Raw genomic sequence first — 24451 nt, forward strand, 5'->3', positions numbered from 1 at the left:
AATATACTCGAAGAATGGATATCCGTCCAAGAAGGAGCAAGATATTATGTCATTTAAGAAATCATTGTGTATCTGTGCTAGTACGTTACTGATGCTGAGTCTTGGTGCAACAAGTGCCAGCGCATCAACCGTTAATTCAAATCGTTCCCACCCTAATAATAAAGTTACGAGGATGGCTCGTCATTTAGATAACGTTAAACGAACTAACCATGTTCACGCTCGCAACGTTCGTAAACTTAACCAAATCAAACGTCATTTAATCAATCACCAGAAGAATCTGACTAAACTAGCTCGACGGATTAATCGTGCCCATCGACATCGCCGGAACGCAAACCTTATTAAACGTCTTAATAATGATAAAGCTCAACTAATTAAAGCAATTGAGAATAACGAACGTGGAATGCTGAAATTAGCATTTCAGGGATCAAACGAAAAACACCAGATTAATTTAGCTCATCATCTCCAAAGTCAGCAATTAACTACGGTTAACCTACCATCGGTCACGTCGCCGTCTGAATACAGTACCAGTAAATCCGTGGTTAGTTTTATCAATGAAGTCAACGGCAAGCTGACTAAGTACGGTGTGAAAGACGCTAATTCCTGGAGCAATGGTCGTCAATCTAAATCAAATGAATACAGTGACGTCAACGGTAAGTATTCCGCATCACCGGATCAGATTAGCCACGACGAAATGACTCAATTGAATCGGCAGATCCAGGATGAGATTCAGAATTCGAATAACTGGTTCAATGAATCTAATAATTGGGTAAAAGAAATGAACCAGGAAATTGATCAAGATTTTGATTCTGCCTTTAACTTTTAAAATCAACTAAAAGAAAATCATGATAAATGCTAATTAACATTTACCATGATTTTTAATTTGGTTTAATCCCAATTATTTAACGATTTTGGCACCTAAGCAATTCTTGAAATGATTCAATGCCCAGTCTTGAGCAGTCTTACTCAGAGTTGCAACACCGCTCTTGTGAATGACTAGATTATAGTTTCGGTTATAAGCACCGATTGCCGTATGCAGAACACAAATGTCGGTACAAACACCCACTAGGTGAAGAGTATCAACATGGCGTTCACGGAGCATTAAATCAAGATTAGTCCCAACGAATGAACTATAGCGAGTTTTATCCATCTGAAAGACCTTAGGACTCTTTTTATGACTTTGGTACCAATCATTTAGTTTTCCATATAACTGACGACCCCAGGTTCCTCTAACGTTATGGGTTGGAAACAGTTTCGTTTCCGGATGGTACGGGTTGCCTTTGATGTGAACATCAGTTGGTAAGATCACCCAGTCGCCATTCTGATAGAATTGATTAGCAAGTTTAATAATGCTAGGTTCTAGTTTCTGAGCGGGCTTACCACAGGTTAACGAACCCTTATCGGCAACGAAGTCATTCGTATAATCAATAATCAGTAAAGCTTGATGACTGTTGTAGATATCACTCATGATATAGCTCCTTACGTTACTTATTAGTTAACTTAATGTAATCGTCAATCTGTTTTAGATAGAACTTTTTAGCCGTATTACTGATCCATGATGATAAGAATGAATTCTTAGCAATCTTAACCAGATCTTCGCGGCTTAGATGATATTTTTCAGCGAATTTATAGTAGTTGTCATCAATGTAGTTACTACCCATGTAACCAGGATCATCTGAATTAAAGCTAACTAAGGCACCCTTCTTTAAGAGTTCTAACGTTGGCTTAGCTTTCATGTCGTGATAAATATATAGATTTGAGATTGGACAAATCGTAAAGCCAAGCTGCTTTTGAATGGCAAAGTCCATTAAGTCAGGATCGGCAACGATGTTAACACCGTGGTCAATCCGTTCGACCTCGATGATTTCTAGAGCCTGTTTAATGTGCTTTAAAGTATCCACCTGGTCAGGGTCACAATGCATTGTTAAATGATATCCTTCGGTTTTGGCCTTGGCGAATAACATCATGAACTTTAACGGCGGGTTGTGATGTTCATCAGAATCTAGACCTAAGCCTAGGATCCAGCCTTTTTCATGATAAGGCTTGGCTTGAATCAATGTTTTACGAGCCGATTCTTTAGAAAAGTCACGAAGGAAACACATGATTAATTGAGCATCAACACCTAATGCTCTAGCGTCAACTGCTGCTTGATGGATTCCGTTAATAACGGTTGAGAAGGAAATTCCTCGACTGGTGTGCGCCTGTGGATCGAAGAATAGTTCGACATGTTTAACGCTACTCTTAGCCATTTTCTTTAAGTATGCCCAGGTTAAGTCATAGAAATCCTGTTCGGTAATCAATGTTTGCATCCCCGCATAATAGGATTTTAAAAATGCTGCCAAACCGTATTTGTAACTTCGGTTGATTTGATCAGGACTGCTAACACCTAGATCAATTCCGTTACGTTTAGCTAGTTTAAATTCCAAATCGGGTTCTAACGTGCCCTCAATATGAACATGTAATTCGGCCTTTGGTAAACCATCGACAAATTTACGTGTAATCTTTTCTGACATAAATATTTCCTTCTTGCTATAATAAATTCGTAAAAGCATCAACGATTTTTATGGTAGCCCCTTTATAAATAAAAATCCAGCTCATATGTGAGATAAGTTAACATAAGAGTTGGATTTTTAAATAATTTTATTAAATTTTTACTTATTATCAGAATAATCAGCTGAGCTAGCCAATTTCTTTAACTTCTTGAAACGACTTAGTTCATCTTCAAGATGCTCAATGGTGCCGTTAACCGAACGGGAACCAAGCGGTAATTGCAACGGTAACTTATCAGGATGATTATTAACCAAATCATAGATAATCTTAGCGGCTTTGTTAGGATCACCCTTTTCGTCACCGGCTCGCTTAGCCATGAATTTCATCTGCGGATTTAAGAACTGGTAATTCTTGATGTGAGATAATTCCGGATGAGCCGTTGTTGAAAAATGAGTGCGGAACGCACTTGGCTCAACTAGCATCACTTTAATTCCGGATGGCTTAACTTCACGGGCTAGGACCTGGTTCATTCCTTCAACGGCATACTTAGCACCGGTGTAATATGCAACGTCCAAAAATGGGTTAAAACCTGACATGGATGAGAAGTCCACGATGACGCCTTGTTTTTGTTTTCGCATGATCGGTAAGACTTCTCGCGTCATCTTGGTTAATCCCCAGACATCGGCATCAAACATCTTTTGAGCGGCAACAATTGGTGTTTCTTCGTAGGTTCCGACGATTCCATAGCCAGCGTTGTTGACTAAAACGTCGATTCGACCGAATTTAGCTTTAGCCACCTTAACGGAACTTTCGATCTGATTATTGTCGGTTACATCTAATTGAACCTTTAAGATCTGACCATGATTGTACTGATCTAGATAATCCAACTGCGTCTTCGGTTTACGGGCCGTAGCAACTAAATTAACGTTCTTTTTCTGAGCTAATAAAGTAGCTAAACATTTACCAAAACCGGTATGGCATCCGGTAACAAGCCAAGTTTTATTCATAACGATCCCCTCCGTTTAATTAATTCTTTAACTAAATTGATTATAATTTAATTCATTCTAAATACCAACGGCAGATTTAACTTCAGGCTAAAAATAACGCCGACGATTTCCACTCGCCGACGTTACCGCATGATGCGCATTGCCTTGCGCAACTTTAATTATACAGGACTTAAGGTATATACCACAATTAGTTTAATTAGTAAATAATTTTGAAATTTAATATGTAACCGTTTACAAATTGTGCTATTATAATCAAATGTTAAAGGAGATATTTGGTAAATGAATATTTTAATCGCGATTCTGCCCGCTCTGTTATGGGGCTCAGGACCAATCTTAGCAACGTTGGTCGGTGGTAAACCGATTCAACAGGTTACCGGAACTTGTTACGGTCAAATAATTATTGGTCTAATCTTATTTTTGATTTTTAGACCGTCAATCACGTTTTATCAATTTTTATGGCCATTTTTAGGTGGCTTATTATGGGCCATTGCTCAATTGATGCAATTCACTTCATTTAAACAGTTGAACGTTTCAATTGCTATGCCAATTTCCACTGGTTTGCAGTTGATTGAAATTCCGCTTGCCGGAGTTATTTTCTGGGGCGACTGGGGAACGCCAGCTGAAAAATTAGCTGGTTTCTTGGCCATTTTGGTTTTGATTACTGGGATCAACATGACCAGTATCAACGATCATTCGTCCAGTACCGAAAAGCATATGGACTACAAAGGCGGCCTGATGAATCTAATCGTCGGTTCCTTTGGCTATACTGCCTGTTCAGTCTTTCCAAAGATTACCAACGCTAGCGGCTTAACGAATTTAATGCCGCAAACCTTAGGGATGTTCTTGGGTGGTGTCTTAATGGCAACCTACTACCAAGCCAAAAGTCATAATAATATTTTAACGGCTAAGGTATCGTTTAAGAACGCTTGCGTCGGTTTATTGGGTGGACTTGGTACTTACTGTTACCTATTTTCGTTAAGTCACTTGGGTCCAGCTACCGCATTCCCGTTAACCCAGATGAACGTTGTCGTTTCTACTTTAGGTGGTGTCTTTATTCTTAAAGAACACAAGGACCACAAGGAAATGTCATTCATTATCGCTGGATTAATTTTAATCATCGGTGCCGCAACTGTGATTGCACGTCTATAGTATAAGTTATTAACGGTTCGCTAATTTAGTTAGCGGATTTTTTTATTAACAAATTAATGTTAAGGGATGATTCTTTTGGATATATTTATTGCGATTTTACCAGCCCTGCTCTGGGGTGCTGGTCCGTTGTTAGCTACCCTAGTCGGTGGTAAGCCAATCCAGCAGGTCACCGGGACCTGTTACGGTCAGTTCGTGATCGGTGTCGTTTTATATTTGGTCTACGGTATGATTTTTGGCATGCCTGCGATCACCTTTAAATTACTCTTCTGGCCACTGCTAGGTGGGATCTTATGGGCCGTTGCCCAACTGATGCAATTCACCTCATTCAAACAATTAAGCGTTTCAATCGCAATGCCGATTTCAACCGGTTTACAAGTCATCGAGATCCCGTTATTGGGGGTCATCTTCTGGGGCGAATGGTACATGCCTCACGCCAAGTTATACGGTTTTATCAGTATCGCCGTTCTGATCATCGGGATTTGTTTGACCAGTTATAAGCAGAACGCTTCGAGTAACAAGAAACTAGATTATAAAGGCGGCTTAACAATGCTAATCGTTGGTTCCTTTGGTTATACCGCCTGCTCGATCTTCCCGAAGATTAGTGATGCACACACCTTTAGTCAGACCATCGTTCTTTGCCTAGGTCAGAATATCGGGATGTGCTTAGGTGCTGCTGTCATGGCTGCCTTTATCCAGCATAAAGCCCACTTCAACGTTTTAACCGCTAAAGTATCGTTCAAGAACATGATCGTCGGTTTACTTGGTGGGATTGGTATCCTTTGCTATTTATACGCATTAAGTAAGTTAGGTCCGGCTACCGCATTTCCATTAACTCAAATGAACGTTCTGGTCTCCACTCTTGGTGGAATCTTCATTCTTCATGAACATAAGACCTATAAGGAAATGGCCTTTATCCTGATTGGTTTAGTACTGATATTAGGTGCCGCTACCGTGATTGCTCAATTAAAGTAGTTTATTAATTAGATAAATATTTTGGCGTGATGGTTTAAAAATCATCACGCTTTTTTGTTTATTTTTCAACTGTTTTGCGTCTTTTTACGTAATATATATTGTTGCAGTTCTTTCACCATTAGACTGTTAATTTTTATTAACAAGAGTTATCATAAGATTAGCGTTACTAATCATAACGATTAATTAAAGAGAAAATAAATTGAAATTATTGATAACTCCGATCATTAATTTAAAGGAGACTTAATATGGCAAAGAAACAAGATCAAGCCAAAATGCGTAAAAACGCTTTAGATGGGGCCTTGAAACAGATTACCAAAGAGTTCGGGAAAGGTTCCATTATGCGAATGTCAGACCGTCCGTTAACGGTCCCAACATTTTCATCCGGCAGTTTAGCAATTGATAACGCCTTAGGTGGTGGCTACCCGATGGGCCGAATCACTGAAATTTACGGCCCTGAATCAGCTGGTAAAACTACCCTAGCTTTAGAAGCTACTGCTCAAGTGCAGAAACATGGTGGTGTCGTTGCTTATATCGATGCCGAAAATGCTCTGGATCCTGACTATGCTAAGGCATTGGGTGTTAATATTAACGATTTGCTTCTATCTCAACCGGATACCGGTGAACAAGGTTTACAAATTGCTAATGCCCTGGTTAAAAGTAGTGCCGTTGATCTAATCGTCGTTGATTCCGTTGCGGCTTTAGTACCCCGTCAGGAAATCGAAGGTGAAATGGGTGACAGTCACGTTGGTTTACAGGCCCGTATGATGTCACAAGCCTTACGTTCTTTCTCAGGTGAATTAAGCCGTACCAATACCGCCATGATCTTCATTAACCAACTTCGTGAAAAGGTTGGTGTGATGTTTGGTAACCCTGAAACCACCCCTGGTGGTCGTGCCCTGAAGTTCTACTCGTCAGTTCGTTTAGAAATTCGTCGTGGTAAGAAGATCAAGAAAGGCACCGATGTAATTGGTTGCCAAGGTAAAGTCAAAATTACCAAGAACAAGATTGCCCCGCCGTTCAAGCGTTGCACCGTTGACATCATGTTCGGTGGAGGTATCAGTCAATTAGGTGAACTAATTGACATGGGTGCTGACAAAGACATCATTGATAAAGCTGGTGCCTGGTACTCTTATGATGGCAAACGAATTGGTCAGGGTCGTGAAAACGCCAAGAAATGGTTACATGATCATCCAGATGCATGCAAGAAACTTTATAACGAAGTCCGTACGGCTTATGGGATGAAAGCTGATCCTGACGATTCTAATGATAAGGATAAAACCGATAAAGATAAAAAAGCTAGTTCAGATAAGAAAGCTAAATCCCCTAAGCAGGAAAATTTATTACACGGCAAGAAAGCTGATAAATAATGAAGATCATATCAGACCGGAAACATTTAGCCCATCTGATTAAAATGAATATTCGTTGGTATGATCGGCAGGCAAAGCAACGTGACCAGGGAACCTTAAGTAAGACCTGGGTTAAATACGTTGCTAAATTGAATTTGAAACAATGGACGGCACTTCAGCACGGAAGTGACGCCCTTTCGTTATCCACCTATCAACATACCCTTCGTTTATTGACTGATATGGAAGAAAGCGTCTTGGGGACTGCTTACCAGTCTTGTCGACAGCAGGGGTCAAAGCCCAAGCTCAATTCAATGGCTACGGCTAAGCAGAACATGCAAAAAGTCTTGGCGGGAATTAAACAGCAGCAAAAATCACGGCCCAATCCGAAAGCTAAGTCTAATTCAGCTATGAATAAGGCTAAACAGAATTTACTTAAGGTTTTAGGCCCGGTTGAGCAGACTCCATCCCGATCCAAGCGTGTGATTACTTTAATTAAAGCGCAACGTCGTAAAAACCGGTTTAACGTTTACGTTAACGGTCGCTATGCATTTCCAGCTGGAATTAACGAACTGACGAAATATCACCTTCGAATTGGGATGTCGATTTCAAGATCTCTTGAAAAAAAGATCAGCGAATCATCTGACGTTTCAAAGATGTTCACCCGAGCTTCCGCTAGAATTGTTCATCACTTAAGAACTGAACATGAGATCCAGAAATGGTTACACCAAAAGTATGATGCCTCACCGACCGATGCTGATAAAGTCATCAAAATGCTTAAGAACTACCACTTGATTGATGATTCCCAGTATTCAAAGGAATACATTCGAGAAGAAATTATTAGTGGCAGTAAAGGTCCACTCGCTATCAGTCGATTTCTTCGATCAAAAGGTGTCAGTGATTTAACGATTCAGGACGTCATGGCAAAGGTTTACCCAGTTGATAAACAATTATCGGTAGCTAAACACATGGCAAAGGATAAATTTAAGATGCAGACGCATACACCCTTTGCTAAACGGCTTCGTAAAATTAAAACGGCGTTAGTTCGGAAAGGTTTCAATTTTGAAATTGCGAGTCAAGCCGTCAATGAATGTCATTTTCAACCGGATCACTCGATGCAAAAATTACTGTTGAATAAATACACTCGACAAGCTTTTCGTCGCTATGGTCGCAAATTGACTCCCAATAATCGTTACCAGATTAACATGAAAATCAAACGGTTCCTCTATCGGAAAGGCTTTGATTTTGACACGATTGATCAGGCAATGGAAGAATATCAGCAGAATAAGTAATTACTGACAAGCAAAAAGGCGATGATCTTTTAATTATAAAGATCATCGCCTTTTTTAGGTACTTATCTATGATTAAGAATTAACTTATGGGTTTAACCGGTTCATTAATCTTGGGAATGGAATACACTGACGAATGTGGTTCTGGTGAGTGATCCAGGCTAAGAAACGTTCTAAGCCTAAGCCAAAGCCAGAATGCGGAACACTACCGTACTTACGTAAGTCTAAGTACCAGTCGTACATCTTAGGATCCTGGCCACTTTCCTTAATCTTCTTTAATAGGTAGTCGTAATTAGTTGAACGTTCAGAACCACCAATAATTTCACCGTAACCCTGTGGAGCGATACAGTCGGCACAGATTACCTTTCGATCATCGTCCGGATCCGGTTTCATGTAGAATGGCTTAGCACTCTTTGGATAGTTACATACGAAGCACGGCTTCTTGAAGTTTTCACCGATGCAAGTTTCTTCAGGAGAACCAAATGGTTCACCCCACTTGATGTGTAAGCCGTTCTTATGGAATAACTTAATGGCATCATCATAACTAATGCGTGGGTATGGCGTCTTGGTACAAGCCTTTAAGTCATCTAACGGCCGGCCTAATAACTTCAGTTCATACTGACAATGATCAAGGATACTCTTAATCATGTAGGCGATATAATCTTCCTGAACCTTTAAGCTTTCGTCCTGGTGACAAAATGCCATTTCAGGTTCGATCATCCAAAATTCGGATAAGTGGCGACGGGTCTTGGATTTACTTTCACGGAACGTTGGTCCAAATGAATAAACCTTACCAAAAGCTGCGGCACCAGCTTCTTCATAAAGCTGACCACTTTGTGATAAGTAAGCATCTTCACCAAAGTATTCACAATGGAATAAGTCGGTCGTGTTTTCTGGTGCGTTGGCGGTAAAGATTGGTGCATCGAACTGAACGAAACCGTGCTTATGGAAGAAGCGGTAGGTAGCACGTTTAGCTTCATCACGAATTCGTAAAATAGCCCAAGGTTCTTTATGACGGATCCATAAATGACGATGGTCTAATAAGTAGTTAATGTTGTACTTTTCATGAGAAATTGGGTAGTCATGAGATTTGTCGATCATCTTGATGTCTTCAACCTGGATTTCGTAACCAAATGGTGATCGTTTATCGGCATCGATAGTCCCGATAACCCAGAAACTTGATTCCTGTCGCAGGTGTTCGGCTAAATCAAAGATCTTCGGATCGACCTTGTTTTTCTTAACGATTCCCTGGAAAAATGCGGTCCCGTCACGTAACTGTAAGAACGCAATCTTACCTGAGCCACGTTTGTTAGTTAACCAACAACCAATTTTAACTTCTTCGCCAACGTGTTCCTTGGAATCAGCAATACAAATTCGTTCCATAATGAATTCGCTCCTCTAAAGTATCAAATATTATCTATTAAAAAATCCTCACAACTAATTGATTCTCAGCTGTGAGGATTTCACTTTAGTGTTGTCACTATTGAAAAATAACATCTACACAGCCGATTGATGCCGTCTGTGCAGATCCATTCATTGATTTAAGAAAGTATTCTGGTGTTTACACAGACGCTAATAATTCAAATTTGAATTTAGATTTCGATTCAGATTTGAATTATTAGCGTCATCGATAATGCTTAAACTAATTAAAGACATTGATGACAACTCCTTATTAACTGTCCCAGATGGGCTCGAACCACCATCCGTCCCAGCAAACAACTGGGCGTTCTACCATTAGACTACAGGACAATGATGAATATGTAATAATTGGGAAGCTGAACTTCCAACTGTCCCAGATGGGCTCGAACCACCATCCATCCTGGCAAACAACCAGGCGTTCTACCATTAGACTACAGGACAATAATAAGGATAGCCGAACCGGTTATCTTGCAACCGATCTCATCGACTACACTTATTATATTAACATCATTATTTTATGATGCAAGGGAAATGTTGAGATTTATTAATAAATTTTCAATTTATTATTCTCAAATTGTTTCAATTTTGTTTACTATCTATATTTAAGGCTAATAAATGGTGTTAATCCGATCAAATTAGCCTAAGAAATGTCTTAAGAGACCCTGACGATTGATTAACCAGGTGATCGTCTTGGAATCAGTTGCGTTGATTAATTCAGAGGCTAACTGACATTCTTTAGCTTCGGATGAATTCTTTGGACCGGGCTGAATACCAAAGGTCTTCGTAATCCCCTGAACATCCTTTTCGACTTCTTTCCAAGCGGAGTTCTTGGCTTCTAATTCATTTAAGGCACTCTGACTAAAGTAATGCATCAATAATTCAAAGTCAGCTTTCATGTCAGGATAGTACTTCATAAGAACGGCCTTTTCATGATCACTTAATTTAGCTAAGGTTTTACCAACACCTAAGATTTCGGGCGGAATACCAACGGAATAGAACGAGCCACTGTAAGTAATGGCACGAGGCATCTTGAAGCCATCGACATCACGAGAGTAGCTTAGGATCCCGACCGTTGGGTGACGGTAACGACGCTTTGGGAAGGAACTAAAGACGGGCTGTAAGTCTTTGACCAATGGATCTAAGGTCTTGTGGTATTCAATGCTGGATTCCTTAGCAATCTTGATCAACGTTTTTTCGTCAGCTTTCGGAATGACCTGGAAATCATTGTGCTGTAAGTTATGACGTAAGTGTTTAATCGCGGGTTTAACGACCCTTTCTAATGGGTAATCATAACGGAATGCTGATTGAGCAGTCGCGGTCTTTAATCCTGGATATTCACGGGTGTAACGATCGATCCGAACCGGTGATAAACCACCACGGAAGATCGTGCTGCCACTACCGGCAATTGGGAAGATCGGCATATGAATCTGGTGTGAGAACTGACCAATCCGAGTTAACGCAATCTTGTTACCAAGAATGCTGTTAAGGAAGCCGTTGCCTAATGCTGTATCAGAACACGCTAAGAAGACTCGCATGTACTTAAGGTGACGATGGAAATGTTCGTGGTACATCTTGATGTAATCAGTTAAGATCTTCGGGATGCTTAGTTGAACGTCGAAGTTTTCGAATAACGGAATCATGCCAATGTAAGGATTATTCTTATAATGGCCCTTGCTAAAGCTTTCGGTCTTATACTTAGCTAAACTTTCGAACTTTTCCTGAGTGATAATGATCTGTTTAGCATTTTGGGTCATTGGTAAAATGGCTTCGATCGATGGCCGGTTAAAATGCAAATCATGAGTAAAGTCTTCGGCAGTCAACATGGTCGTCATGGCCTGCATAATGTTGTAGCCTGGTTCCTGCCAAATGTTTGGGAACCGGAACGTTAGGAATTTATCTTTACCCAACGGGTGCTTCTTAAAGAAGTCGTAGTGATCAGCAATTAAATGGTCTAGGACGGTACCATCGGCATACTTACCTTCCCAGTCCCACATGGATTCATCTGTATCTAAGGTCTTGAAGTCTTCGTAAGCTTCCTTCATTTCGTTAAAAGAGTTAACCATAGGACTCTTCTGGAAAAATGGAGCTCGCGCGTTATCTGGATGCTGCGAACCCATTACGTTTGGGATCTTACGACCAATTTCTTCACTCATAACCATAACATTTTCCTCCTAGTAATTTATCAAAGCATTAAAAAAGCCGCACAGCTTTTCTACTAAGCCATGCGGTTTGATTTCGTGTTATATATGTTAGTCACGATCCACAAGACCTAGTATTCGGGTCTGTGCGGATCACATTTGGATTAATATCTATATAATTCACACAGACGTTAAAGATTTGATTCTGAATCCATCTTGGTATTCAGATTGTCATCCTTAACGTCGCGTTTAACTAATAACAAGCGACTAATGACTAACATAACCAAAACTCCTTAAATTTTAACAAACAACTAGAAACTGTCCCAGATGGGCTCGAGCCACCATCCATCCTGGCAAACAACCAGGCGTTCTACCGTTAGACTACAGGACAATAATGAAGGTGTCATAATTTGGGAAGCATCAACTTCCAACTGTCCCAGATGGGCTCGAACCACCATCCATCCCAGCAAACAACTGGGCGTTCTACCATTAGACTACAGGACAATAACTAGTGAACAATATGAGTAAGACATATCACTTTGTACACTTTTTATAATAGAGCAACGAAATTAAATGTCAAGAATTAATTTAAATTAATCAAAACTTTTTATTTAATCTATCGCTCAATGCAATTTATATAATAAACCATTATTTCAGAAATGCAAATGAAATTATAAATATTTGTGAACTTTTTCGGCAAGTGGCCGAAATAAAAGGCCTAACATCCTTAAGAATACTAGGATATTAGGCCTTTAAATAATAAAGTTAATTTTTAATCTTTAGTAATGATGGTACCAGAGTGGTCCTTTAAGTAACCTTCAATGTTGCCTAAAGCAGTGATAACAGCTTCGTTACCAGTTGCGTTGACGTAGTCAATAGCAGCCTGAACCTTTGGTAACATGCTGCCTTCTGGGAACTGGTGCTGTTTGATGTATTCTTCCATTTCAGGTACGGTTACGTGCTTCAAAGCCTTCTGATTTGGCTTACCATAGTTGACGTAAACATTCTTAACGGCAGTTAATGTAATCAAGGCATCAGCGTGAGTTTCCTTAGCTAATTCAGCACTGGCGTAATCTTTATCGATGACGGCGTCTTCACCCTGTAAGGAATCACCCTTCTGGGCAACGGCGACACCACCACCACCAACGGAGATCGGGATCATACCTTTATCGGCTAAGTCTTCGACGGCGTTGGCTTCTAAAATCTTTTCTGGCTTTGGAGATGGAACGGCACGACGGTAACCACGGCCGGCATCTTCAACGATAACGTAATCCGGATGAGCTTTCTTATCTTTGTCAGCTTCAGCCTTGCTCATGAATGGTCCAACGGTCTTGGTTGGGCGCTTGAATGCAGGGTCATTAGCGTTAACTTTGATCTGGGTAACTAAAGCAACGGACTTCTTGTTAATACCCTTAGCGGCCATAACTTCGTCCATAGCTTTCTGGATCCAGTAACCAATTCCACCCTGGGTCATGGCAACACAGGTGTTTAATGGCATTGCTGGGTTCTTCTTGGAATTAGAAGCAGCCTGCTGTAATAATAAGTTACCAACTTGTGGACCATTACCGTGGGCAATGATTAGCTGGTCACCGTTTTCAACGAACTTAACTAGGTTCTTAGCGGTGTTTAATAGTGTCTTTTGTTGTGCGTCAGCGGATGGGTCATCAGTTAAGATGGCGTTACCACCTAAGGCAACTACAATACGTTTACTCATTTAAAATACCTCCATTACAATTCGGTTTACGTCTTTAGTTTATAGGAAAAATGCCGTTAATAAAAGCAACGCAGCTTATTTCTTGGCTAATTTGCTCTTAATCGTGGCAACGTCCTTTAAAGATTTCTTTTGGTTTTGAGCTGTTAGGTCATCAATTAACATGCTTATCCAAACGTTTAAGATGTCGTCGGCATGGTTTCGTTCTAATAAATCGGCCTTATCACCAGCGTCGCCAAACTTTTTGTTCTGGACGTCAGTTTCAATAATCTTGACTAATTTATCATCGCTCATCGTAAATGGTTTAGCCATCTTTAAAGCCTCCCTCGGCAAACAAAAAGAGCCATCAATGGCCCTTCATTAATTATGCATTAAATTTTTTCTTAAAATCATCGGTATACATAACGTGTAAATCATCGACAGAGTATTTAGCTTCGGATGGGTGCTGTTTGATCCAACGCTTTAAGTTGGTAACGTCACCATCGGAAAAGGCGTGATCACGGTTATCCATACCGATAATCATAACGGTTGGATCAGTATAGGTCTTGAAACCGTGCTTAGTCTTTGAGAAGTAAGTTAAGCTGGTAACTTTGTTACCGCTCTTTTTGTAGTCAACAATAACGTAATACTTTTTCATATTTTTTCTCCTTAACGTTTATATTTAACTCATCTATAATTATAATTCATAATTTCGGTTCAACCAACCGTTAACTCACTATTTAAGCGGATAATGGCGGTGAAGGTATTCCGCAAAGATCACCCGTAAGAACTTATCGTGGAAAATGTGGTTGTGTCCCATAATGCTGATGACCGGGAAGAACGGGATGAACATGTAGTGATCCAGCATCCCGATTTTATACAGTTTACTTGGGATAACCGGCTTACCGCAGTAGTACACGATTTCCGTCTTTGGATCGTACTTGATTCCAGCAAAGCGGACGTAGCCAAAGATTTTGCCACGGAAGCCCATCCCTTTCATTGGATAACGGGACAGGAAACTCCGGCTTTTATTAACTTCCTTAACTAACATCCATAGACTCTGACCAGTCATTAAAGAGCTCATCGGGAAGATCGAATGTGGCAGACAATTATGAATCTGTCGCATGTTGACGATTCCTTTCGGGATGCTGTTCAGAAACATTCCGGTACTGATCATTGCCGCATGAGTGTGGGTAGCTTCCATGATCGCTTTTAGACCTACCGTATTAATGTTAGCTGGTTCTTTTAATTTAGCGTGCAACGTTTCTGGGATTTCGGCAACCTTGTAATCAGTCAACAGCTGATTACCACGATCCATATAATCTTTAATTTCAGCATAGTCACCCTTTTGACTCGGTAAATCAGCGGTCCTGACGGTGGTTGCCTTTTCATTAACGATCTTATGATTCTGTAATTCAAAGGTAGCGCAGCCCACGTAGTAACCATATTTCTTGGCGGCGACTAATAAACTATTATTATCCTTTTCACCGCGCGGGAATAAATGGTGGGTATGACCCCCGACAATCAGGTTAAATTCTGGGTAATGTTTAGCAATGTAGCGATCCCGATCAACACCCAGGTGTGATAACAGAACCAAGAAGTCATACTTGCCCTTAACCTTATTTAAGATTTTAGGGACCGTCTTTTTATAATCAGTGGCTCGCCAGTTTAAAAACTTATAGCCGTTTTCGTAAGGCACGGTCAGACCCACGAACATAATGCGAGTCCCCTGTTTAGTTTTAACGACCTTATCGAATTGGCTCCATTTCGGACGTTGATTAGTCTTCGTATCATAAAGATTGTCTAAAATCACCGGAAAGTTAGCGTGATCATATAGATGATCCAAGACATGGTGCGGATTATTAAGCCCTTCGTTATTACCGATCGTTGCAGCTGTATAGTGAATTCGGTTTAGTTGCTGAATGTTGGCCTGACCATCGGTAGCGTCGGTCAAGGGATGCCAGCGGTCAATCGCGTCACCAACGTCGACAGTATAGACTTGATAGCCCTGCTTTCTTAACTGGGCTCGTTTATCTAATAGATAATGCCGAACTTTTGGCCAGTTTTCAAAATGCGAATGCAGGTCGTTAGTGTGCAGAAAAGCAATTTTTTCGGTCATATAATATCTCCTTTGGTGACGTACTTCTTATTATTTCTTATGGATAACGGGTTTCTTGGTGCTAAATTCAACCAAGACGTATAGGACCCGGGTCGATTTACGGTAATACGTGCCGATTCCTATATAACGGTGCCTAGGCATCATAATGTTTTCACCATGAGACCACTGTGAAGCGGCATCATTGTTTAACGAATCAAAAACGTTGTCATCGGCTAAAGCCCACGGATCTTTAAAGTAATATCCAGCAAGGCCGTTATTAGTATGGACTTGGGATAATTTGCCGACGTAGAACATGTTTTCACCGATATTCCAGCGGTTATATAGATAGGATCCCCAGTGCATCTTAACGGCATCGGTCCAAGCTAGTGGCTGACCCTTTTGGTTGTAATGTGTAAAGTGTCGTTCAGCCTGTTTAGCTCGCCACTTAGCAAGTTTAACTAGATTCTGATTTTGAATTAACGGTCGTTCATGAATTGATTTACGGGCTGAGTTGATTGCTGAATATTCATTCTTAACGACAGACTTAATGTATCGTTTTGACATCGCGAGATTTACATGCCGATTACTGAAATAATTTCGGGTAACTCCTGTTTGACCGTTTTCCGTATAATAAAGTAAATCTTTTGGATAAATGTTTGCCGGAATTTTAGTGACGACGGGACGGCGTTGACAGCGTGTGATCTGACTATAATGAGCTCGATGCACACGACGTGCGTGGACATGAGTAGTGGCTAGACCAGTATTTCCCACCAAGCCCAATAAAAGAATACTACTTAAAATCAACCAACTCTTGTGCTTCATAAAAGGATCCTTTTTGTATATTTTTTGTGTTGCCTTAATTATATCATTAATTCATAGTAGAATAATAAGTAGACTTTCTACGTAAGAAGAGATTATATGATCGATCGTGTGGCAAATATTATTAACAGTCCAACGCCTAATAAGCCGTGGGCCCTTTACCACTTATTATACTTTGCGTACCGTTATCGCTTTGAATATCAATATCGTGACAAAAACCCGATTATTGGGATGCGTTTACCAGAATATTTAATGGTCAGCAGTGCTTTCAACACTACCCAGATTTTTCTGTTTGATATGACGAAAGAACGAAAATCGTTAATTCAGAAAATGGGTAAAGATGAATACCAATTCTACGAGTTAAAGCTTAATCAGCAACTGGTTGATTTAGACCGGATCTATCACCAGCATCCCCACACCATTTTCGGAATTAACCCGAAAACGGGCCTGGTTCACCCGATTGATTTCTTAGAGACTCAGCAGATGGCTAAAAATTTCAATTTAATTATTAAGCAGTTCCCATTTACACTGGAACAATTCCAAGCTTTCGAAAAGGCTTTACCAGAAGAGGATCTGTTTTCGATTCTGCAGGGAATTCAAATTGCGGATCGTTTTGGCGGAACGGCTTTCTTGATTAAAGTTAAAAACTTTATGGTCATGTATTACGAAGTTCCCCAAACGGAAGACTTGGATAAACAAAAGGTTCACATTAATAATAAGAACGTTAAAGTTAATCTAGGCAGCAAGAGTCCGAACATTGATCTACAGACGCACCTGTTTAATCACAACGATGAAGCAGGCTTTCTCTACGGCGAATTACGCTTAGTTGGTAAACATTTGCAGAAAATGGCTCGTCGAAAGTTAGAGCATAAATAATTAATCACTTAAGTTGGTCGTCAGAATTTGACGACCCTTTTGTTTCGTCAAATTGGCCATGTTGATTAACGAAATGGACAGCTTAGATATACAATATCACCACCACACGATAATGATGTAATCCCTTACAATAGACCCGTTATTCGTTGGGAACGTATATTGGCGATGTTGATAATTCATGAAAAAAGCCACTGTCGATTTAAGTGGCGCTTATCTTTTATCAATCGTTTTAGGTTGTTAATCATCCCTTAATCTATTCAAGTGAAAAGCCGTACCTTGCTAATTAGAGGTACGGCTTTTCATTTTCCATTATTTTTAGTTATTAATTACTTAACTTTGCCACCCACAACTTTATACAATGGTAAGCAACCAATCATAACGATAAACGTCATCACAATAAATGCAGATTCGGATCCCTTAACGGTCAGGGCAACTTTACTAGCGCCACCGATCAATTGAGCGTGATTAATGATGGCGGAAACAACACTGGTTCCCATGGCTCCGGATAACTGCTGAAGAGTTGTAAATACGGCGTTACCGTCAGCGTGGTTAGTTACCTTTAAATAGCTGATTCCACTCGTCATGATGTTACCAAAACTAATCCCGATGCAGATCATAAAAATCGAGTAGAACGTGGCAATCATCCAGTCTGATAAGTGAGTTCCTAAAGCCACGAATAACATCATCGCAATCAAGCACAGAATATTACCCAGTAAAATCGGCTTTCGGGCACCAAACTGATCCATGATGCGACCGCCAAACGGTGCTAGAACGGCACAGATCGAGGCTCCGGGAAAGATTAACAGGCCAGCACTCAATGAATTACCACCGTTAACCATTTGGATGTAATTCGGCAGTACGAACGATAGCCCTAGGGTTAGAAACTGTAGAGAAAAGAATCCTGATAAGTGACCCAAGAATGCCTTATTCTTTAAAATTCGAAGATGAATTATCGGGTCGTTAATCTTCATTGAACGGTCAATTACCGTAGCCAAAACAAAAATGCCTAAAATAATTGGACTAACGCAGGCAATGTTAGCTTGATCGCTGGTGCCGACCTTGCCCATGTTACTAAAGCCGTAAACTAAACTGATGAACGTGATGAAAATCATCAGAACGCTCCTAATATCAAACTGAGCTCGTTTGGTTGGTTTGATCTGTCGAATGTCTTTCATTCCAATTGCCAACGAAAATAAAAGGATTGGCAGTAGGAAAACAAAGATCCAGCGCCAGTTAAGGAACGAGTTCACGATTCCGCCGTACGTTGGGCCAACGGCTGGAGCAATTCCAGTAATCAAGCAGCCGACGCCCATCATTAAACCAACCTTAGCTTTTGGAACCTGTTCTAAAATGATGTTGAACATCAATGGTAAAGCAATTCCAGTCCCGATGCCCTGAATTACTCGACCTAAAAGTAACATCCAGAAAGCCGGAGCGATCATATCAATTAATAAACCGATCATAAAAGCTAGGTTAGCCGTTAAAAATAACGGTCGATTCCTAAAAGTTCGCTTCAGAATTGCGGAGAGCGGAACCACCATGGCAACGATCAATAGGTAAATCGTCGTCATCCACTGAACGGTGCTGACACTGATGTGGAACTGTTGAATGAGGTCTGGGAACGCAACGTTCATCGCCGTTTCTACCACTACACCGCAAAATGACATAATTCCGGGAGCGATAATTGCTCCTAACATTTGCTTGGAAATCTTGTTTTCAGTCATGATGGTCACCCTCCTTTTGAATAAATAAAAAAGCGCTCTAGTTCCATGTGAAATGGTCCTTAAGTGCTTATGTGATGTGATGTGATGTTTTGTATTTTAACATGCAGAATTGGGGATCTTAAAGGGGTCTTTAGACAAAAATTTGATAAAAGCGGTTCCAATTTTGTATAATTCAGATAAGTTTATATTTTCAGCAGCGTTGCTTCCGTTACGGCTGCTAAAAAACAAGAGGAGTCTTGCATATGTTAAATAAAATTGCTAAATCTAAGGGCTTTGATTGGCTCGGTATCGCCATTGTAATTCTGGCGGCCTACTTTTCTGGATATATTTTTGAGAACTTAGATACGATCACCCATTGGGGCGGAATTAGTGCCTTTGTTCCGTTTGGGATCATTAGTGTGATTGCTTCGATCATTTCGCTGATGAGTGATCGCCTGGTCTGCCGGATCAAGAACCTGGGCAACTGGATTGGCTTAATTGCCGTTGTTACCTCAGGAACGATTGACTATCTGTTAGGCAATAAAGGTGCGATCTTCACCTATCCACTAACGTTTATTATTCAAGGCTGGGCCATCAAAACCTGGATGCACAGCGAACGCTTTAAAGCCGCTAAACCGCTTCATGGCTTTCGCGGTGGTGTCATTATTGTCCTAATCTTAATTGCTTCATTCAGTTTCAGCTGGTGGATCAACGCTTTGGGCTTTACTCAAGAAAATTGGTTGTTTTACACCACCGTTTTGGTGTTTGGTTTATCACTGGTCGCCAATATCTTTAATGCCCTGAAGTTAACGATGCAGTGGCCATTCTGGTTGTTCTATAATCTGGTCCAGTTAGTTAAGGCCTTTATTCAGGGTAACTACGCTAACGTCGGTAAATATATTTATTACATCGTTAATTCGTTAGCAGGCTTATCACTCTGGTTCACAAGTCGATTCGATAAGGAACAAGTCAAAAGTTAATCAAAATTTGGGATAAAAATAAGGGCGCTAATCTTTAATGATTAGTGCCCTTTTCGTTTTGATGATTTTAATCTTTAATCATTTTGATGTGTTTACGTCCAGCATCCCGGAATGGCTTGCCGACGGTATAAAAGCCTAACTTCTTGTAGAAGCCAATCGCATAATACTGAGCTTCAATCACGATTTTAGTCGGACCGTACACCTTTTTAATCCCGTTAAGAACTCTCTTTATTAATTCAGCACCAATGCCTTCGCCGCGGTGTTCTTTAGGAATCACGACTCGGCCAAATGATACGTTATCGCCATTCTTAAAGAACCGAGCGTAGGCAATTAAATGCTGCTGATCATTCATCGCAAAGACGTGATATGAATGACGGTCCTGTTTATCGATTTCCTGATATGGACTATCTTGTTCAACGATGAAGACTTTATCGCGTAGATAGACGATTTTCCAGAATTCATTTAACGTTAATTGGTTAAACGTCTTGATGTGCCAATGTAATTTCATTAATTAATCACCCGGTAAATTCTGTTTCATTCGTTCGGCAAGGCCAATCACGTCATCCGATTTTAAAGGTGCAGCGCACATCATGTAACCATCGTTCTGGTTGATGAACCGAAAGTCATATTTCTTAAAATCAGGTACCTTACCGTAGGCGAAAACTAAGTAGCGATACTTTTTAATCGGTGACCGTTGTAATAGATCCAGGTAGTAGGCTTCGTTGATGGCTGCCGTAAACTTATTGTACTTGATAGCTTTAGTACAGAAGTCCTTCATTCCTCTGATAACGTTCGGGATATTACCCGAAATCTCGTAGGACCAGGTATCATGATTAACCTGAAGTGACTTATAAGCCGCTTTAACGTAGACCTTTTTATCGCACTTAAGCTGTTTAAAAGGATCGTTAATCAAATCCAACGCTTCACGGACAAATGAATGTTGAGCCATTCGTTCGCATTTGTCTAAAAATTTTACTACATCTGACATTCCGGACACCTTCTTATGATCACTACTTACATTATAACCGCTTTTAGTTGACAACCGTCTTTAAGCGATTGACATGGTAACAAAAAGCGTTATTCAGCGGTAGTAATCAACGACTGTTTATTTATTAATCGTAAGTGTGTTTGCCCTTGGTGCCGAATAAACGGTCACCAGCGTCACCAAATCCATAAGCGTTGTAATTCTGTGGAGTTAACGGACCGTCCTCTTCAGACGTAATGATTCTAACGCTCGGGTATTTCTTCAGGATGGCTTTAACCCCGTTTGGTGAGCAAATGATGCAAAGGAACGTAATGTTTCTTGGTGAAACGCCGCGGTGCACTAAAGCGGTAATTGCATCAATGGCGGTTGTTCCGGTAGCGACCATTGGATCGACCATAATGATTTTTCGTTTAGTAATATCGTTCGGACACTTAACGAAGTATTCGTGCGGAACCTCCGTCTTCGGATCACGGTACATCCCGATACAAGCGATTCGAGCCGACGGAATTAAATCCAGCATCCCGTCGAGCATGCCTAAGCCAGCTCTTAAGATTGGAGCAATCGCTAATTTTTTACCAGCTAATCGCTTGGCAGTTGTTGTTCCAGTCGTTGCTGGGATCTTAACGGTCTTTAACGGTAAGTCACGGGTGGCACGGACGCCAAGTAATAACGTTACTTCTTTAATCGTGTCTCGGAACTGCTTAACGCTGCAGTTCTTATTCCGAATAATTGACATTTTATGCTGAATTAACGGGTGTTTATCAATAATAAAATGCTTCAATTAAAGTTCCTCTTTCTATTCAAGTTAATTACATACAAAAAAGGCTCCAATCAAAGATTGGAGTCGAAGTTCCTGTTAGTGAAAGCCAACCTGATGAGAAGCTGACTTCTTGGTGCTTTTATGTAACTGTTTATCCTCGTCCTGCATTTGCTTAACAACTTGATGGTACTTCCGCACAACTTGCTTTGGCGTCATTTTAGCCATGTCAGATTTTTTCATGTAAAGCATCGCTAATTGTTGAACAATCATGTTTCGAGTCATAAAAGTTACTCCCTATTCTATTTTGAAATCGATACGTTATTGGGTTCAGTATGTGAATTCAGTTGTTTTTGAACCAATTCGACACGGTGAGCCTTAATGTGAGCGACCCGGGTTAGATAATCCTGGAACAATTTTTCCTGTTTCGGATAATTATAATACAGGTCCTCGGGGTGCCACTGAATCCCCTGTAATAAGCCATCGGGACTCTCAATTGCTTCGATCACGTGATCCGGTGCATAGGCGCTGGCAACTAAGCCTTTACCCAGCTTTTTGACGGCTTCGTGATGACGAGAATTGACGAAAGCTTTATCACCTAAGGCATGATGAAGATGGGTTCCAGATTTAACCAAAATGGAGTGAGTTGGTTTATTACCGGCAGCTTTCTGTTCATGCTGAATCTTGTCATCGGGCAGCTGAACCATTAAGTTCTGGTATAAGCTACCACCTAAGGCAACGTTGATCACCTGTAATCCACGGCATAATCCTAAAATTGGTTTATGCATTTGGATTGCCTGATGAACCAACTCAAATTCAAACAGGTCACGGTTCCGTTCGCCTGTGCAAATCCCGTTTAACGGCTGTTCATTATAAAATGACGGGTTAATGTCACAGCCACCGGTAATAATAATGCCATCGACTAAATGTAAGTACGCATTAATTAATTTAGCGTTAACGATTGGCAAAATAAACGGTAAAGCACCGTTCTTGGCAACTACGTCGGCAACCTTTTTGTGGATCCCTTCGGCAGCGGTTTGCCAATGGTTAGCCGTATGTGTATTAATAATGTCACTAGTGATTCCAATCTTCATAATTTATTCTCCATTTCAATTCATCCATGTAAAAAAGCCACGAGATAACTCTGCGCAGCTTAATAACCCATTTATTATCTTCACGCAGAACACCTGCGCGAAATAAGAAGCATCATAACACTAATTATTCAACACAGGCAGATATGGTTTGAATCACTGAAGCAACAGGCCTGACAGATTAATTGGTTTAGCATTATGATAAACTCCCTTCATTTAATATCGTACACGTTAAGTATACTGCTAATTGCCAGAATGTCAACATCACGCGACTGCCTTAGATGATTTTTTCATCTGAATGGGGTATAATCATAAATAGATACATATACACTGATTTCCAATTCTGATCTGAATAGAAAAGGAATGATCATTACGAAAAACAATAGTAACCAACATTATTCATATGCGATAACCGATAAAAATGTGGTTCACATTTATTCCCACATTTTGGATAATGAAATTATCGATATTACGGATCAAGTTAAAAATGCTTTTTACTACCAGGAAAACAAGAGTAATGACACCATGATCCCAAAGGATAAGATCACCCAGAAGTTATTACCATTCTATGATGAAATGATTAAGAACGCTGTTAACCGGATGTGGGGTAACAACACGATGAACTTGGATTTACCAAAGAATCCACAAAAGACCGTCAAGGAATTTGAAGACCAGACGGACATTAATCATTTCTATGCTTTAAAGCTTCATTCCCTATTAGCATATTTAGTACCTCGATACTGGAAATACATGCAGAAGACAACTGGAATCGCCCCATCCCGAATGGCTTATGACTTATACCAGATTCCGTTGAACCGCTCCAACACGTTAAACTACTACGTTTACCGTGGTACTGATCGTGGTTCTTACTACGTTCCTAACCAGTTCTTGTTCGGTGGCGACATGCACGACAGTAAATTTTACGCTGTTAAGCACTTCCTTAAGTGGGCTAACGATACGTACTTACCAAAGCATCCTCTTCCTGAACTTAAGAAAAAGGGTATCGAATTCCATAAAAAAGGCTAATTTAATTTTTAATCTAATCATAAACAAGCATCCTGTGAATGGGATGCTTTTTGTTTAGAACCAGGAGAATCTTTCGTGCGCACCAAACCAATCTTAAAACTCATTAAATCCGTTCGGTTTCACGTTAAGAACCATGATCAATTTAAAATTGCTGATGACATTCGAAACGTTATTAACGTTACCCACCATTTTCAGACCGTTAGTACCAAGATGACGAAATACCCTGACATGGACATTAGCAAGAAAGTCGTTAACTATGCGGATGATTTACAGAATCTAATGAACGATTACCCTAATTATCCTGAATTCCAGCCTAAGGAACAGAAACAGTTCGTCCATGATTTATTAACGATCTACTACTTCATTTATTTTGATCTTCAAAACAAGTGCCAAGTTAAAGAAATCAATTCAACGTTTAAAGTCGCTAAAACACCTGCCTTTAAAAAGAAGTGGCAAGACGCTGAAACGCAACTCCGCAAAGCCGGCAACGTGGTTCTGGACGCCCGCTTTGTATCTGACGCTAACTTTACGCAGAGTCCTGACGGTAGTTTGATCATTGATTATTTACCAAAAACTACGATTGAAAAGACGTTCAATTAAACATCATTTTATTTGGAGATAA

25 protein-coding genes and 3 tRNA genes are annotated in these 24451 nt (G+C 40.3%); 9 read left to right on the forward strand and 19 right to left on the reverse strand.

The genetic code is table 11. From position 1 onward, the window contains the following. Positions 1–46 precede the first annotated feature (46 nt). Positions 47–823, forward strand: a complete 777-nt coding sequence (locus ELX58_RS02680) for a hypothetical protein (protein ID WP_133441627.1) — start codon at positions 47–49, stop codon at positions 821–823. A 72-nt stretch (positions 824–895) separates the two neighbouring features. Here the strand turns inward: ELX58_RS02680 and ELX58_RS02685 are convergent, their stop codons facing one another. From ELX58_RS02685 to ELX58_RS02695, 3 genes are all read right to left on the reverse strand, one after another. Beyond that, on the reverse strand, positions 896–1465 hold the full coding sequence (locus tag ELX58_RS02685; RefSeq protein WP_133441628.1) for a cysteine hydrolase family protein: 570 nt from the start codon (positions 1463–1465) through the stop codon (positions 896–898). A 16-nt stretch (positions 1466–1481) separates the two neighbouring features. Beyond that, positions 1482–2510, reverse strand: coding sequence for an adenosine deaminase (add, locus tag ELX58_RS02690; protein ID WP_133441629.1), 1029 nt, complete (start codon positions 2508–2510; stop codon positions 1482–1484). Between the two features lie 138 nt (positions 2511–2648). After that, positions 2649–3494 (reverse strand): SDR family oxidoreductase, encoded by an 846-nt coding sequence (locus tag ELX58_RS02695; protein ID WP_133441630.1) that lies wholly within the window; start codon positions 3492–3494, stop codon positions 2649–2651. 279 nt (positions 3495–3773) lie between these two features. Between ELX58_RS02695 and ELX58_RS02700 the strand changes: the two genes are divergently transcribed. The 4 genes from ELX58_RS02700 (at position 3774) to ELX58_RS02715 (ending at position 8250) form a co-directional block, all read left to right on the forward strand. Then, complete coding sequence (locus ELX58_RS02700) at positions 3774–4643, forward strand: GRP family sugar transporter (protein ID WP_133441631.1); 870 nt, start codon at positions 3774–3776, stop codon at positions 4641–4643. Positions 4644–4718: 75 nt separating this feature from the next. Next, positions 4719–5615 carry a GRP family sugar transporter gene (locus ELX58_RS02705; RefSeq protein WP_162614605.1) on the forward strand — a complete coding sequence of 299 codons (897 nt, stop codon included), beginning with the start codon at positions 4719–4721 and terminating at the stop codon, positions 5613–5615. 245 nt (positions 5616–5860) lie between these two features. Next, the gene (recA, locus tag ELX58_RS02710) at positions 5861–6982 is read left to right on the forward strand and encodes a recombinase RecA (protein WP_133441633.1); all 1122 of its coding nucleotides are present in this window, start codon (positions 5861–5863) and stop codon (positions 6980–6982) included. Continuing rightward, a complete protein-coding gene (locus ELX58_RS02715) occupies positions 6982–8250 on the forward strand; it encodes a RecX family transcriptional regulator (RefSeq protein ID WP_133441634.1) in 1269 nt (422 codons plus the stop codon). Before recA ends, ELX58_RS02715 begins: the two co-directional genes overlap by 1 nt. A gap of 84 nt (positions 8251–8334) precedes the next feature. Here the strand turns inward: ELX58_RS02715 and asnS are convergent, their stop codons facing one another. From asnS to ELX58_RS02765, 10 genes are all read right to left on the reverse strand, one after another. Further along, positions 8335–9630 carry an asparagine--tRNA ligase gene (asnS, locus tag ELX58_RS02720; protein WP_133441635.1) on the reverse strand — a complete coding sequence of 432 codons (1296 nt, stop codon included), beginning with the start codon at positions 9628–9630 and terminating at the stop codon, positions 8335–8337. A gap of 293 nt (positions 9631–9923) precedes the next feature. Further along, positions 9924–9996 (reverse strand) — tRNA-Asn (locus ELX58_RS02725). A gap of 38 nt (positions 9997–10034) precedes the next feature. Next, positions 10035–10107 (reverse strand) — tRNA-Asn (locus ELX58_RS02730). A gap of 194 nt (positions 10108–10301) precedes the next feature. Next, positions 10302–11819 carry a phosphoenolpyruvate carboxylase gene (gene ppcA, locus ELX58_RS02735; protein ID WP_133441636.1) on the reverse strand — a complete coding sequence of 506 codons (1518 nt, stop codon included), beginning with the start codon at positions 11817–11819 and terminating at the stop codon, positions 10302–10304. A gap of 416 nt (positions 11820–12235) precedes the next feature. Continuing rightward, positions 12236–12308, reverse strand: a tRNA-Asn gene (locus tag ELX58_RS02740). Positions 12309–12576: 268 nt separating this feature from the next. Beyond that, the gene (gene arcC / locus ELX58_RS02745; RefSeq protein ID WP_133441637.1) at positions 12577–13518 is read right to left on the reverse strand and encodes a carbamate kinase; all 942 of its coding nucleotides are present in this window, start codon (positions 13516–13518) and stop codon (positions 12577–12579) included. A 75-nt stretch (positions 13519–13593) separates the two neighbouring features. Then, entirely contained in the window at positions 13594–13827 is a 234-nt protein-coding gene (locus ELX58_RS02750) for a hypothetical protein (protein ID WP_133441638.1), read from the reverse strand. Between the two features lie 52 nt (positions 13828–13879). Further along, on the reverse strand, positions 13880–14152 hold the full coding sequence (locus tag ELX58_RS02755) for a hypothetical protein (RefSeq protein ID WP_133441639.1): 273 nt from the start codon (positions 14150–14152) through the stop codon (positions 13880–13882). Between the two features lie 78 nt (positions 14153–14230). Then, positions 14231–15613 (reverse strand): bifunctional metallophosphatase/5'-nucleotidase, encoded by a 1383-nt coding sequence (locus ELX58_RS02760; protein ID WP_133441640.1) that lies wholly within the window; start codon positions 15611–15613, stop codon positions 14231–14233. Between the two features lie 30 nt (positions 15614–15643). Beyond that, positions 15644–16414: a spore germination YkwD domain-containing protein gene (locus tag ELX58_RS02765; RefSeq protein ID WP_133441641.1), complete on the reverse strand. Its 771-nt coding sequence runs from the start codon at positions 16412–16414 to the stop codon at positions 15644–15646. Between the two features lie 96 nt (positions 16415–16510). On the opposite strand from ELX58_RS02765, the gene ELX58_RS02770 reads away from it, so the two are divergent. Further along, entirely contained in the window at positions 16511–17287 is a 777-nt protein-coding gene (locus ELX58_RS02770; protein ID WP_133441642.1) for a hypothetical protein, read from the forward strand. A gap of 326 nt (positions 17288–17613) precedes the next feature. On the opposite strand, the gene ELX58_RS02775 is transcribed toward ELX58_RS02770, so the two are convergent. After that, a complete protein-coding gene (locus ELX58_RS02775; RefSeq protein ID WP_133441643.1) occupies positions 17614–19011 on the reverse strand; it encodes an MFS transporter in 1398 nt (465 codons plus the stop codon). Positions 19012–19253: 242 nt separating this feature from the next. Between ELX58_RS02775 and ELX58_RS02780 the strand changes: the two genes are divergently transcribed. Further along, positions 19254–19970: a nicotinamide mononucleotide transporter gene (locus ELX58_RS02780; protein WP_133441644.1), complete on the forward strand. Its 717-nt coding sequence runs from the start codon at positions 19254–19256 to the stop codon at positions 19968–19970. 67 nt (positions 19971–20037) lie between these two features. On the opposite strand, the gene ELX58_RS02785 is transcribed toward ELX58_RS02780, so the two are convergent. From ELX58_RS02785 to ELX58_RS02805, 5 genes are all read right to left on the reverse strand, one after another. Beyond that, positions 20038–20478 carry a GNAT family N-acetyltransferase gene (locus ELX58_RS02785; protein ID WP_133441645.1) on the reverse strand — a complete coding sequence of 147 codons (441 nt, stop codon included), beginning with the start codon at positions 20476–20478 and terminating at the stop codon, positions 20038–20040. 3 nt (positions 20479–20481) lie between these two features. Beyond that, the gene (locus tag ELX58_RS02790) at positions 20482–20958 is read right to left on the reverse strand and encodes a hypothetical protein (RefSeq protein WP_133441646.1); all 477 of its coding nucleotides are present in this window, start codon (positions 20956–20958) and stop codon (positions 20482–20484) included. Positions 20959–21082: 124 nt separating this feature from the next. Then, positions 21083–21736: a uracil phosphoribosyltransferase gene (gene upp, locus ELX58_RS02795; RefSeq protein ID WP_133441647.1), complete on the reverse strand. Its 654-nt coding sequence runs from the start codon at positions 21734–21736 to the stop codon at positions 21083–21085. A 75-nt stretch (positions 21737–21811) separates the two neighbouring features. After that, complete coding sequence (locus tag ELX58_RS02800) at positions 21812–21997, reverse strand: hypothetical protein (protein ID WP_133441648.1); 186 nt, start codon at positions 21995–21997, stop codon at positions 21812–21814. A 17-nt stretch (positions 21998–22014) separates the two neighbouring features. Then, positions 22015–22806, reverse strand: coding sequence for a gamma-glutamyl-gamma-aminobutyrate hydrolase family protein (locus ELX58_RS02805; RefSeq protein ID WP_133441649.1), 792 nt, complete (start codon positions 22804–22806; stop codon positions 22015–22017). Between the two features lie 360 nt (positions 22807–23166). Here ELX58_RS02805 and ELX58_RS02810 point away from each other — a divergent pair, with 360 nt between their 5' ends. Further along, positions 23167–23829: a hypothetical protein gene (locus ELX58_RS02810; RefSeq protein ID WP_133441650.1), complete on the forward strand. Its 663-nt coding sequence runs from the start codon at positions 23167–23169 to the stop codon at positions 23827–23829. Between the two features lie 75 nt (positions 23830–23904). Further along, on the forward strand, positions 23905–24429 hold the full coding sequence (locus tag ELX58_RS02815) for a hypothetical protein (protein ID WP_133441651.1): 525 nt from the start codon (positions 23905–23907) through the stop codon (positions 24427–24429). Positions 24430–24451: the final 22 nt, after the last annotated feature.

Source organism: Acetilactobacillus jinshanensis (assembly GCF_004359375.1).
Lineage (GTDB): Bacteria > Bacillota > Bacilli > Lactobacillales > Lactobacillaceae > Acetilactobacillus > Acetilactobacillus jinshanensis.